10 protein-coding genes are annotated in these 11,891 nt (G+C 68.6%); 7 read left to right on the top strand and 3 right to left on the bottom strand.

Annotated features, from left to right (window positions below; all coding sequences use genetic code 11):
• Positions 1 to 28: 28 nt before the first annotated feature.
• The gene (locus K8940_RS11505; RefSeq protein ID WP_223395617.1) at positions 29 to 1,090 is read right to left on the bottom strand and encodes a GGDEF domain-containing protein; all 1,062 of its coding nucleotides are present in this window, start codon (positions 1,088 to 1,090) and stop codon (positions 29 to 31) included.
• A 194-nt stretch (positions 1,091 to 1,284) separates the two neighbouring features.
• Here K8940_RS11505 and K8940_RS11500 point away from each other — a divergent pair, with 194 nt between their 5' ends.
• Positions 1,285 to 2,742 carry a coniferyl aldehyde dehydrogenase gene (locus K8940_RS11500; protein WP_223395616.1) on the top strand — a complete coding sequence of 486 codons (1,458 nt, stop codon included), beginning with the start codon at positions 1,285 to 1,287 and terminating at the stop codon, positions 2,740 to 2,742.
• Positions 2,743 to 2,807: 65 nt separating this feature from the next.
• Positions 2,808 to 3,959 carry a glycosyltransferase family 61 protein gene (locus tag K8940_RS11495; RefSeq protein WP_223395615.1) on the top strand — a complete coding sequence of 384 codons (1,152 nt, stop codon included), beginning with the start codon at positions 2,808 to 2,810 and terminating at the stop codon, positions 3,957 to 3,959.
• 59 nt (positions 3,960 to 4,018) lie between these two features.
• On the opposite strand, the gene K8940_RS11490 is transcribed toward K8940_RS11495, so the two are convergent.
• Positions 4,019 to 4,291: a hypothetical protein gene (locus K8940_RS11490; RefSeq protein WP_223395613.1), complete on the bottom strand. Its 273-nt coding sequence runs from the start codon at positions 4,289 to 4,291 to the stop codon at positions 4,019 to 4,021.
• A gap of 177 nt (positions 4,292 to 4,468) precedes the next feature.
• Between K8940_RS11490 and K8940_RS11485 the strand changes: the two genes are divergently transcribed.
• Together K8940_RS11485 and K8940_RS11480 are read left to right on the top strand one after the other, a co-directional pair.
• The gene (locus tag K8940_RS11485) at positions 4,469 to 4,909 is read left to right on the top strand and encodes a hypothetical protein (RefSeq protein WP_223395612.1); all 441 of its coding nucleotides are present in this window, start codon (positions 4,469 to 4,471) and stop codon (positions 4,907 to 4,909) included.
• Positions 4,906 to 5,601 carry an HTTM domain-containing protein gene (locus K8940_RS11480; RefSeq protein WP_223395610.1) on the top strand — a complete coding sequence of 232 codons (696 nt, stop codon included), beginning with the start codon at positions 4,906 to 4,908 and terminating at the stop codon, positions 5,599 to 5,601. The genes K8940_RS11485 and K8940_RS11480 overlap by 4 nt, the downstream gene beginning before the upstream one ends.
• 61 nt (positions 5,602 to 5,662) lie before the next feature.
• Here K8940_RS11480 and K8940_RS11475 read toward each other — a convergent pair whose 3' ends face one another.
• Entirely contained in the window at positions 5,663 to 7,225 is a 1,563-nt protein-coding gene (locus K8940_RS11475) for a DEAD/DEAH box helicase (protein ID WP_223395609.1), read from the bottom strand.
• 140 nt (positions 7,226 to 7,365) lie between these two features.
• Here K8940_RS11475 and K8940_RS11470 point away from each other — a divergent pair, with 140 nt between their 5' ends.
• From K8940_RS11470 to mfd, 3 genes are read left to right on the top strand one after another with little or no spacing between them, the layout of a single operon-like run.
• Positions 7,366 to 8,079: a class I SAM-dependent methyltransferase gene (locus tag K8940_RS11470; RefSeq protein WP_223395607.1), complete on the top strand. Its 714-nt coding sequence runs from the start codon at positions 7,366 to 7,368 to the stop codon at positions 8,077 to 8,079.
• Positions 8,080 to 8,102: 23 nt separating this feature from the next.
• On the top strand, positions 8,103 to 8,396 hold the full coding sequence (locus K8940_RS11465; RefSeq protein ID WP_223395605.1) for a succinate dehydrogenase assembly factor 2: 294 nt from the start codon (positions 8,103 to 8,105) through the stop codon (positions 8,394 to 8,396).
• 20 nt (positions 8,397 to 8,416) lie between these two features.
• Positions 8,417 to 11,884 carry a transcription-repair coupling factor gene (gene mfd / locus K8940_RS11460; RefSeq protein ID WP_223395602.1) on the top strand — a complete coding sequence of 1,156 codons (3,468 nt, stop codon included), beginning with the start codon at positions 8,417 to 8,419 and terminating at the stop codon, positions 11,882 to 11,884.
• Positions 11,885 to 11,891: the final 7 nt, after the last annotated feature.

The raw sequence follows: 11,891 nt of genomic DNA, 5'->3' as shown, positions 1-11,891 counted from the left end.
GTAAGGTAGGTCTTCTGCTGAAGGAAGATCAGGCGGCGTTGGCCGAGGCCGGCATGGCTTCCGCCGCCGTGACGCGGTTGCGGCCGCCGCGCTTGGAGGCGTAGAGCGCCGCGTCGGCGCGTTCCATGATCGAGTGGCCGGTCTCGTTCGGGCGACGCTCGGCGAAGCCCGACGAAATGGTGATGGCGCCCAGGTCCTCGTTGGTCGAGCGACGCTTGAGCATGCGCGAGGAGACCTCGACGCGGATCTCTTCCAGGGTCGTGGCGACGATGGCCGAAGCCTCGCGCGGGAAGATCATCGCGAACTCCTCGCCGCCGTAGCGGGCGGCGAAGCGCGGCGGGGCGGCGACGCGGCCGATCACCGAGGCGACGTAGCGGATGACCTGGTCGCCGGTCTGGTGGCCCCAGGTGTCGTTGAAGCCCTTGAAGTGGTCGATGTCGAGCACGGCTAGGCACAGGGTCGTGCCGCTGTCGTCGGCGTCGGCGCAGGCGCGGTCCAGTTCCTCGTCGAAGGCCTTGCGGTTGGCGAGGTTGGTCAGGCCGTCGGTGGTGGCGTCGCGGCGGACCTGTTCCAGGTGCTCGCGCAGGCGTTCGACCTCGGCGGTGGAATCGGCCAGGCGCGTTTCCAGCGACTGGTTTTCCTTGTGCACGCGGCGGGTGGCCTCGGCGAGGTTCTCCACCACGATCTTGATGGCTTCGACGTCGGTCGACTTGTCCAGGCTCTTGCTGGCGCCGGCCAGTTCCTTGCCGAAGGCGGCGTTCGACTTCTGGGCGTTCTGGATGGCCTTGGCGACGGCTTCCAGTTCCTTGGACAGCAGGTCGCCGGCGTCGCGGATCTGTTCGTTCAGGCGGGCCTTGGGCAGGTAGGCCGCGGCGAGTTCCTCGCTGACCAGTTCGGTCATGGGTTCGCCCAGAGAAATCAGGCGGGTCAGCTCCCGGGCCAGGGCGCCGTCGGGGTCGGCCACATAGTGCGTCCACAGCTCGAAGTTCAGCGCGGTTGGCCAAACCTGGTGACGCTCCATGAGCTCCACGGCGCGCGAGGCGATCTTGTAAGCCTCAGGTCCGCGCAGCGTGGTTTCGACGTCCGACATCTCTTCTTCCCCCATCGACGCTTCCCGTGCGGAAGCCCCGATCGCTTGGAAAGGGAGCTTAGACAGGAGAGTTCTTACGAGCCGTTAAGAACGAACAACGTTCGCTTGCGCGCGAACGCACGCTCGCTCATGGTGATCAATGATAAGATGAGCGCCGCGCTGATCGGCGGCGCCCCGGGGAGGAGCGACAAGCCATGAATGCACCTGTGAATTTGTCTTTCGAGGCCCACAAGGCGACCATGGAAGACGTCCTGCAGCGCCAAAAAGCCGCGCATCTGCGAGACGGCCCGCCCAGCCTGGAAAAGCGCATCGCCTGGCTGGATCGCTGCATCGACCTTCTGATCGGCCATCAGGCCGCGATCGCCAAGGCGGTCAACGCCGACTTCGGCTCGCGCTCGCCCGAGGCCACCGCTCTGACCGACGTCGCCGGCTCGATCGGGCCGCTGAAATTCGCTCGCGAGAACGTCGCCAAGTGGATGAGGCCTGAGAAGCGCAAGACCACCCCAGCGATCCTGGGGCTGTTCGGCGCCAAGGCCACGGTGCAATGGCAGCCCAAGGGCGTGGTCGGGGTGATCAGCCCCTGGAATTTCCCGGTCAACCTGACCTTCGCGCCGCTGGCCGGGATCTTCGCGGCCGGCAACCGGGCCATGATCAAGCCGTCGGAATACACGCCAGCCACCTCCGACCTCCTGAAGGCGATGTTCGCCGAGGCCTTCTCCGAGGAGGAGGTCGCGGTGTTCGTCGGCGGACCCGAGGTCGGTCAGGCCTTCGCGGGCCTGGCCTTCGACCACCTGGTCTTCACAGGCGCGACCTCTGTGGCCAGGCACGTGATGCGGGCGGCGGCCGAGAACCTGGTGCCCGTGACCCTGGAGCTGGGCGGCAAGAGCCCGGTGATCCTGTCGCGCGGCGCGGACCTGGCCACGGCCGCGGCGCGGATCATGAACGGCAAGACCCTGAACGCTGGCCAGATCTGCCTGGCGCCCGACTACGTCCTGGCCCCGCAGGAGGACGTCGAGACCTTCGTCGCCGAGGCCAAGGCCGCGGTCGGCCGCTACTTCCCGACCATCAAGGACAATCCCGACTACACGGCCGTCGTCGCCCAGCGCCACTACGACCGCGTGAAGGGCTATGTCGACGACGCTCGGGCCAAGGGCGCGCGGATCGTCGAGATCAATCCGGCCGGCGAGGACCTGTCACAGCAGGAGCACCGCAAGATCGCCCCGACCCTGATCCTGGACCCCACCGACGACATGAAGGTGATGCAGGAGGAGATCTTCGGGCCGCTCCTGCCGGTGAAGACCTACAAGACCGTCGACGAGGCCGTGGACTATGTGAACGCCCACGACCGGCCGCTGGCCCTCTACTGGTTCGGGACCGACGAGGCCGAGAAGGACCGCGTGCTCCAGCGCACCACCAGCGGCGGGGTGACGGTCAACGACGTGATCTTCCACGTCGCCCAGGAGGACCTGCCGTTCGGCGGCGTCGGCCCGGCCGGCATGGGCGCCTATCACGGCCACGACGGCTTCCGCGAGTTCAGCCACCGCAAGGCGGTGTTCCAGCAGTTGAAGAAGGACATCGCCCCGATGCTGGGGCTGCGCCCACCGTACGGGGAGGGGATCCGCAATTACCTGGCGAGCCAGATCAAGAAATAGATCTCCTCGTCCATAAGGCGGGGGGGAGGGTTTTCAGTGGCGTCCGGTCATGCTCCAAGCGGCGCATGACCGCGTCGCTATCCGTGCGCCCCATCGTCGAAGCCCAGGATTTGCCGCGCATGCCGGTTTCCGAGCTGCGCGAGCATTTCGCGCAGGGCGAGACCGGCGTGGCCTGGACGCCCGAGCACGACGCCTCGGCCGGCGCGCCGCCAGGAACGTTGGGCGGTCCCGAGGCTGGCGCCTGGCCCCACGACATCGCCGCCTCGCCGCCGGTCAATGTGCCGGCCCTGTGCGCGATCGGCGAGGCCTGGTGGTTTCCGCGCTTCGGCGCGCTGATCGGCGCGGACGGCGCGCTCTACAACGCCACGGTCGGCGAGGTCCGCCACGGCTCCCAGGATCTGTCGGCGATCCCCGGCCTGCGCGAGAACGCCACGCGCTTCACCCCGCCCGCCGTCGCGCCTGACCTGGAGGGCGGCGCGGTGTTCCTGCCCTGGGGGGCGAGCTTCAACTACGGCCACTTCGTCATCGACGCCCTGCCGTCGCTGCTGGCCATGGACCAGGCTGGTCTGCTGGGCGACCTGCCGATACTGGCGCCAAGGCTGACGCCGTGGCAGCGCGACCTGATCGCCTTGGTGTTTCCGGACCGCGAGGTCCGTGAAGTCGATGCGCCCGTGGTGCGTCTGAGGAAGGCGGTCTTCGCCACCAGCATGGATCACTTCCTGCACCACCCGAACGGCCTGCTGGCCGACTTGGCGGGGCGGGTTCTGGAGCGGGCGCCGCCCAGTCAGGGCGCGCGGCGCGTCTATCTTTCGCGGCGCGGCCAGTCGATGCGGGTGATGGTCGGCGAGGCGGCCTTCGAGACGGCCCTGGCCGCGCGAGGCTTCACGATTGTCCGCCCGGAGACTTTAAGCGCCGGCGAGCAGATCGCCCTGATGCGCGAGGCCGAGGTCGTAGTCGGCGCCAGCGGCGCAGCCCTGGCCAACGCGGTGTTCCTGCCACGCGGGGCGCGGGTCGTGGAAATCCAGCCCCTGAACTTCACCAGCCAGTGGGTAAGAGCGGCCTGCCGCCAGGTCGGGGTCGACTGGCGCGGCTATGTCTGCGCGTCACCATGCCCGGCGCGGGAGGCGCCGGTGCTGGCCAGGTTCCGCCGAGGCTTCAAGTTCGCCTTCAAGCCGCCGCTGGACGACTTGCTGGCGTTCGTGAATGCGGCGCTGTAGAGCGCGTTAGGCGAAAGTGTTCGCGGTTTCGCCGTCCGAACGCGCTCCAGGACAAGCGGCTAGAGGATGCCCTTGCGGCCGGGAACCCACGGATCCAGCGGCTGCTGTTCCTCGCGCTTGACCATGCCGTAGTAACCGGCCGCCCAGACGAGCGCGAAGACCACGAGTCCGCCCCAGAAGCCGCCGGGCGTTGCGAACCACACCGTCAGTCCGCTGATGACCGAGGCCAGGCCCAGCATGGACCAGCGCAGCAGCACCGAGAAGGCGTGGTAGGTCTTCTCATGCGCGATCAGGATGGCTTCCTTGTCGAGTTCGGGTTCGATGGCGGCCACGTTGCAGTCCTCCCATTCTGTTGGGTTTTACCCCTTTGGGTTTCGGGACCGGCCGGGCTCCGGCGCGATCGAGCCGAAAACGTGTGGCAGGATAACAGCGTTCCGCGAGCGTGGCCATTGGGCGAGCGACGCGCCGGCGGATAGTCTGGGATCCTGCTCGTCGATTCTGGAGGGACCGTGCGCAGCCTCCTGAAGCTGCTCCTGCCGGCGCTGATCCCGTCGTGGAACTTCTTCGACGTGATCGCCCCGTCGCCGCGCGTCGAATACGCCCGGCTGAAGTCGATCGGCGACCTTTCGGGCGACTGGCGGGAGTTCAGGCCGCGTCCCACGCGGGTTCCGCCGCTAGAGATGCTGACGCGTCTCTTCTGGAACCCGCGCTGGAACGAGACCCTGTTTCTGGTCAGCTGCGCCGAGCGGCTGACCGACGCGCCCACGGCGCATAGCGAGGACGAGATCTTCAGGCGCATCGCCGCCGATCTGCGCGGCGGACCCGAGGACCCCGAGCGTCCCTGGCTGTGTTTTCGGCTGGTCTTCCTGAGCCGCGAGGCCGAGGCGGTGTCGAGCGAGGTGCTGTTCCAGCCCGCGCCGCGCCGCCTGGCGGAGATCGCGGTCGCATGACGCCGCCAATGAGCCTGGAGGCCGCCGTCCGCCTGACCGAGATCCTGCTGGCCCTGGCCCTGATCCAGCAGAGCCTGGAGCACCTGCGCGGCTTTCGGAACGAGCGCGTGCTGTTCGGGACGCGGATCGTGCTGTGCGGGCTGGTCGTGGCCGGCGTGGCGTCGCCCTGGCCGCTGGTCGCCCTGGCGGCCTTGTCGCTGATGATCCTTCACCGTTTCCAGGGCCCCTACAACGGCGGCAGCGATCGCATGGGCCTCCTGGCGCTGTGGTGCCTGACCCTGGCGAGCCTGGCGCCAACCCCGGCCTCGCGGGAGCTGGCCTTCGGTTATCTGGGCGCGCAGCTGACCCTGTCCTACTTCATCTCGGGCGCGGTGAAGATCGTGAACCCGGACTGGCGGTCGGGCAGGGCGCTGGCCGACGTCTTCCAGTTCTCGGCCTATCCGGTCAGCGAAGGTCTGCGCGCCTGGGCCGGGCGGCCGGGCGTGCTGCTGGCGATGTCTTGGGCGGTGATGCTGTTCGAGCTGGCCTTCCCGCTGACCCTGCTGTGGAAGCCGGCCCTGATCGCCGGCCTGGTGGTGGCTGGGACCTTCCACCTGGCCAATGCCTGCCTGTTCGGGCTGAACCGCTTCTTCTGGACCTGGCTGGCGGTCTATCCGGCCATCCTGTGGCTGCAGGCGCGGCTTATGCCCTAGCCGGAAAAGCGAAAGGCGCCGGAACTTGTCCGGCGCCTTCGCATCTCAATCGTTTGAAGTCCTACTTGCCGCGCGGCGGGCGGGCCAGGAAGGCCGGGACGTCGTTGCCGAAGCCGACCACGCGACGATCGTCGTCGTCGCGATCGCGGATCGGCTGGACGCCGCGCACCGGACGCTCGGGGCGTTCCGGACGGTCAGGGCGTTCGGCGCGTTCCGGACGTTCGGCGCGGGCGGGGCGCTCGGCCTCGACAGGCGCCGGCGCGGCGGCGCGGGGTTCGCGTTCGCGGCGCGGCTTGCGTTCGCGGGCGGGACGTTCCTCGGCGACGAAGGCTTCCGACGCCTCGGCCGCCACGGTCTCGGCCGGCGCTTCGGCGGCGTCTTCCGAGCGGCCGCGGCTACGGCCGCGCGCCGGACGCTCGCCACGGTCGCGGTCACGGCCGCCGCGCTTGCGATCGCGATCGCCCTCGCGCTTGACCGTCACGGCGTTCGAGTAGTCGAGGTCCAGCTTCTCTTCGTCCGGCGTCGAGCCGATCAGCTTGACGACCTTGTCGAAGCCCTTGTCGTCGGCCGGGGTCACCAGCATGTAGGTGATGCCCGTCCGGCCGGCGCGGCCGGTGCGGCCGATGCGGTGGACGTAGTCGTCGGCGTGGTGCGGGACGTCGTAGTTGAAGACGTGGCTGACGGCCGGGATGTCCAGGCCGCGCGCGGCGACGTCCGAGGCCACCAGGATCTTCAGCGCGCCCGAGCGGAAGTCCGCCAGGGTCTTCATGCGCTGGGATTGGTCCAGGTCGCCGTGGATCGGGGCGGCGTCGAAGCCGTGCACCTTCAGGGACTTGGCGACGATGTCGACTTCGGTCTTGCGATTGCAGAAGACGATGCCGGTCTCGATCTGGGCCTTCTCGATCAGGGCCCGCAGCGCCAGGCGCTTGGCCTTGGGGTCGGAGGAGGGCACCTTGACCAGCAGCTGAGTGATGTTGGCGTTGGTCGTCGCCGGCTTGGCCACCTCGATCCGCACGGGATCCTTGAGGAACTGCTTGGTCAGGCGGGTGATTTCCGGCGGCATGGTCGCCGAGAAGAACAGGGTCTGCTTCTTGGGCGGCGTCATCTTGAAGATGCGCTCGATGTCCGGGATGAAGCCCATGTCCAGCATGCGGTCGGCTTCGTCGACGACCAGGAACTGCACGCCGGTCATCAGGAGCTTGCCGCGCTCGAAGTGGTCGAGCAGGCGGCCGGGCGTGGCGATCAGCACGTCGACGCCGCGGTCCAGCTTCTTCTCCTGGTCGCCGAACGAGACGCCGCCGATCAGCAGCGCCCACGAGAGCTTAGTGCCCTTGGCGTACTTCTCGAAGCTGGAGGCGACCTGGTCGGCCAGCTCGCGGGTCGGGGCGATGACCAGGGCGCGCGGCATGCGGGCCTTGGCGCGGCCCGACTGCAGCTTGTCGATCAGCGGAAGGGTGAAGGCGGCGGTCTTGCCGGTGCCCGTCTGGGCGATGCCGAGGACGTCCTGGCCCGCGAGGGCGACCGGAATGGCCTGGGCTTGAATGGGGGTCGCAGTGGTATAGCCGGTGTCGGCGACCGCCTGCAGGGTCGTGGGCGAAAGCCCTAGGTCGGAAAATTCAGTCATTACACGCTGGTCTGCTCGGAGCCGCCCGTGCTTGGGCGAGCGGGCGGCGCGGATTCGCCAGACCTGCTCCGAAGCTGGCGATAAATAGGCGGAAAGTCGGCAAAGTCAATCTTGGCAAGGCGATAGGGGATGCTGGAAGCATGGGCGACGATGGTTGGAACAGGTCCGCCAAGGCCTGGATCACGGACATGGGAGAGACCGGCGACTACGGCCGCCAGTGGGTGCTCGACGCGCCGATGGTCGAGAGGCTGCGTGGACTGGGCGGCGGCCGGGCGCTGGACGTGGGCTGCGGAGAGGGGCGATTCTGCAGGATCCTTCGCCGCGAGGGCTTCGAACCCGTGGGGGTCGACCCGACCCTCGAGCTGCTGGCCGCCGCCCGGGCTCGCGATCCGGAAGGTGTCTATGTCGAGGGGCGGGCGGAGGCGCTGGATTTCGCCGACGAAAGCTTCGACCTGGTCGTCAGCTGTCTCTCGCTGATCGACATCGCGCCGGCCGATCTGGCGATCGCCGAGATGGTCCGGGTGCTGAAGCCTGGCGGGACGCTGCTGATCGCCAACCTGACCAGCTTTTCGACCGCTCGCGTCCAGGTGGGCTGGCGCGGCAGGTTGCTCGGCGGACGGATCGGGGTGGTCATCGACCGCTATCTGGAAACCCGCGCCGAGTGGCAGCGCTGGCGGGGCATCGAGATCCTGAACTGGCACCGTCCGCTCAAGGACTACATGCAGTGGTTCCTGGGCCAGGGTCTCGTCCTGACCCATTTCGACGAACCAGAGCCGACCGGCGGACCGCCCGAGCGCGCCGCCAGATACCGCCGCGCGCCTTGGTACTTCATCATGGAGTGGCGCAAGTCCTGACGCCGCTCTATATCCGCCCGCACATGAGCATCGACCACGACTCCCGCCTTCGGCGCCTTCGTTTCCGCGCCTGGCATCGCGGCTTCCGGGAAGCGGACCTTATTCTGGGCCCGTTCGCGGACGTCCATGGCCCGCGCCTCAGCCCTGAGCAGCTCGACACGCTGGAAGCCCTGCTCGAGCAGTCAGACCGCGAGATCTACGCCTGGATCGTCGGCCAGGAGCCGACTCCTGACGCGTTCGAGACCGATGTCATGGGCATGATCCGGACGTTCCGCTTCGAGGCGCACGCCTCGCGCCCGACGGGCGATGGCGCTTGAGACGTAAATAAAGAGACTTCATGGCCTACGACGCCAAACAGATCGCCAAGGCCGCCGGCGGCCTGACCCTGGCCGGCGCGCCGGAGGGCTTCGACGCGCTGGTGATGGCCGACATCGCCCGGGCGCGCGGCGGCCTGACCGCCTTCGTGGCCCGCGACACCGCCCGCGCCGGCGCCTTCATCGACGCCCTGAAGTTCTTCGCGCCCGAGATCGAGGCGGTGCTGTTCCCGTCGTGGGACTGTCTGCCGTACGACCGCATAGGTCCGTCCGCCAGCGTCTCGGCCACGCGGATGACGACCCTGTCGCGCCTGGCCCGGGGTCTGGGCGAGACCAAGCCGGCCATCCTGGTCATCGCCGCGCCGGCCCTGCTGCAGCGCGTGCCGACCAAGGACGTGCTGCTGCGCGCCAGTTACAGCGCCAAGGTCGGCGCCGTGGTCGATATCAAGGACCTGGAGCGCTACTTCGCCGTCAACGGCTACGCCCGCGCCTCCACCGTTTCCGAGCGCGGCGAGTTCGCGATCCGGGGCGGCGTCATCGACGTCTATCCGCCGGCCGCAGAGGAGCCCGTGCGCCTCGATCTGTTCGGCGACACGCTGGAAAGCATCCGCGCCTTCGATCCCGAGACCCAGCGCTCGACCAAGCAGCTGAAGGCGATCGACCTGCTGCCGGTCAGCGAAGCCCTGCTGGACGCCGAGGGCATCTCGCGGTTCCGCAAGGGCTATGTCGCCGAGTTCGGCGCGCCGGGCGACGATCCGCTGTACGCCGCCGTCAGCGAGGGCGGCCGTCGCGCCGGCCTCGAGCACTGGCTGCCGCTGTTCTACGAGCGGATGGCGACCTTGTTCGACTATCTGCCGGCCGGGGCCCTGATCGGCGTCGACCACCAGGCCGCCGAGGCGCGCGACGAGCGCCTGTCGATGATCCTCGACGCCTATGAGGCCCGCGCCAGCGCCGACCGCAAGTCGGCCTACCGCCCGCTGCCGCCCGAGGCCCTGTACTTGACCACCGAGGAGTGGGACCGCGAGTTGTCCGACCGCGCCCATCGCCGGTTCACGCCGTTCCAGCCTCAGGGCCTGGACGTCGTCGACATGGGCGCCAAGCTCGGCCGGGTCTTCGCCGCCGAGCGGGCCCAGGACAGCGTCAACCTGTTCGAGGCCACCGCCGACCACGCCCGGAAACTGGCCGCCGACGGCAAGCGCGTCCTCTTCGCCTCGTGGTCAGAGGGTTCATCCGAGCGCCTGGGGACCATGCTGGCCGACCACGGCCTGAAGAAGATCCCGTTCGCCGGCTATTGGCAGGCGGCCAAGGCCAACGACCCCAAGACCCCGCAGCGGGTCGTGCTGCCGCTGGATCACGGCTTCGAGACCGAAAGCCTGGCGGTCATCTCCGAGACCGACATCCTGGGCGATCGCCTGGCCCGCCCGCGCAAGAAGCGCCGCGCCGCCAACTTCCTGGCCGAGGCCAGCGCCCTGACGCCGGGCGACCTGGTCGTTCACATCGACCACGGCATCGGCCGCTACGAGGGCCTCAAGACCCTCGACGTCCAGGGCGCGCCGCACGACTGCCTGGACCTGATGTACGGCGGCGAGGCCAAGCTCTACTTGCCCGTCGAGAACATCGACCTCCTGACCCGCTACGGCGCCTCGGATCCCGAGAACGTTCAGCTGGACAAGCTGGGCGGCGCGGCCTGGCAGGGACGCAAGGCCCGGGCGAAAGAGCGTCTGCGGGTCATGGCCGAGGGCCTGATCCAGATCGCCGCCGCCCGGCAGCTCAAGCATGTCGAGGAGACCGATCCGCCGTCGGGCGTGTTCGACGAGTTCTGCGCCCGCTTCCCCTACGAGGAGACGGACGACCAGCTCAGCGCCATCCACGACGTCCTGGAGGACTTGGCGTCCGGCAAGCCGATGGACCGCCTGATCTGCGGCGACGTCGGCTTCGGCAAGACCGAGGTGGCGCTGCGCGCCGCCTTCGTGGTGGCGATGAGCGGCAAGCAGGTCGCCGTGGTCTGCCCGACCACGCTCCTGGCCCGTCAGCACTACAAGACCTTCAAGGACCGCTTCCAGGGCTGGCCGGTCAAGGTCACGCGCCTGTCGCGCCTGGTCACCGGCAAGGAAGCCGCCGAGACCCGCGAGGGCCTGGCCGACGGCAGCCTGGAGATCGTGGTCGGCACCCACGCCGTGCTCTCCAAGCAGGTCTCGTTCAAGGACCTGGGCATGGTCATCGTCGACGAGGAGCAGCACTTCGGGGTCAAGCACAAGGAGAAGCTCAAGGAGCTTCGCGCCGACGTGCACATGCTGACCCTGACCGCGACGCCGATCCCGCGCACCCTGCAGATGGCGCTGTCGGGGATCCGCGAGATGTCGATCATCGCCACCCCGCCGGTCGACCGCCTGGCGGTGCGCACCTATATCAGCCCGTTCGACCCGGTCACCCTGCGCGAGGCCCTGCTGCGCGAGAAGTATCGCGGCGGCCAGTCCTACTACGTCGTGCCGCGCATCAAGGACCTGGAGGACATCGAGAAGTTCCTCCGCACCCAGGTCCCCGAGGTGAAGTACGTCGTCGGCCACGGCCAGATGGCGGCCACCCAGCTTGAAGACGTGATGACGGCCTTCTACGAGGGGCAATACGACGTGCTTCTTGCGACCACGATCGTGGAGAGTGGGCTCGATATCCCGTCGGCCAACACCCTGATCGTCCACCGCGCCGACATGTTCGGTCTGGCCCAGCTCTATCAGATCCGGGGCCGGGTGGGCCGCTCCAAGGCCCGCGCCTACGCCTATCTGACCACGCCGGTCGAGAAGTCGCTGACCCTGTCGGCCGAGAAGCGCCTGCAGGTGCTGCAGTCGCTGGACAGCCTGGGGGCCGGCTTCCAGCTGGCCAGCCACGACCTGGACCAGCGCGGCGGCGGCAACCTGCTGGGCGACGAGCAGAGCGGCCACATCAAGGAGATCGGCGTCGAGCTCTACCAGCAGATGCTGGAGGACGCCGTCGCCGAGCTGCGCCAGCGTCAGGGCCAGGAGGCCCTGCTGGAAGACCGGGGCTGGTCGCCGCAGATCAATACCGGCGCGGCCGTGATGATCCCCGACGACTACGTCCCCGACCTCAACGTGCGCCTGTCGCTCTATCGCCGCCTGTCGGACGCCGAACAGGCCGCCGACCGCGAGGCCCTGGCCGCCGAGATGATCGACCGCTTCGGGCCGCTGCCGCCGGAGACCGGGAGCCTGCTCAAGGTCGTGGCCATCAAGGGCCTGTGCCGCGAGGCCAATGTCGCCAAGATCGACGTCGGTCCCAAGGGCGCGGTCGCCAGCTTCCGCAACGACACCTACGCCAACCCGCTGGGCCTGATGCAGTACGTGGCCAAGAACAGCCTGATCTGGAAGGTCCGCCCGGACCAGAAGGTGGTGATCAAGGGCGAGTGGGACACCCCGGCCCAGCGCCTGGACGCGGCCGAGAAGATCCTCAGCGTCCTGGCCAAACTGGCCAAGGAGTAGGACGGCT

Source organism: Caulobacter segnis (assembly GCF_019931575.1).
In the GTDB taxonomy this organism is placed as follows: domain Bacteria; phylum Pseudomonadota; class Alphaproteobacteria; order Caulobacterales; family Caulobacteraceae; genus Caulobacter; species Caulobacter segnis_C.
This window is presented reverse-complemented; position numbering and strand designations above follow the sequence as displayed.

Bases quoted from the DNA above. Each gene is read 5' to 3' on its own strand.
- K8940_RS11505 (WP_223395617.1), bottom strand. From the start codon at position 1,090: ATGTCGGACGTCGAAACCACGCTGCGCGGACCTGAGGCTTACAAGATC.
- K8940_RS11500 (WP_223395616.1), top strand. From the start codon at position 1,285: ATGAATGCACCTGTGAATTTGTCTTTCGAGGCCCACAAGGCGACCATG.
- K8940_RS11495 (WP_223395615.1), top strand. From the start codon at position 2,808: ATGACCGCGTCGCTATCCGTGCGCCCCATCGTCGAAGCCCAGGATTTG.
- K8940_RS11480 (WP_223395610.1), top strand. From the start codon at position 4,906: ATGACGCCGCCAATGAGCCTGGAGGCCGCCGTCCGCCTGACCGAGATC.
- K8940_RS11475 (WP_223395609.1), bottom strand. From the start codon at position 7,225: ATGACTGAATTTTCCGACCTAGGGCTTTCGCCCACGACCCTGCAGGCG.
- K8940_RS11470 (WP_223395607.1), top strand. From the start codon at position 7,366: ATGGGCGACGATGGTTGGAACAGGTCCGCCAAGGCCTGGATCACGGAC.
- K8940_RS11465 (WP_223395605.1), top strand. From the start codon at position 8,103: ATGAGCATCGACCACGACTCCCGCCTTCGGCGCCTTCGTTTCCGCGCC.
- mfd (WP_223395602.1), top strand. From the start codon at position 8,417: ATGGCCTACGACGCCAAACAGATCGCCAAGGCCGCCGGCGGCCTGACC.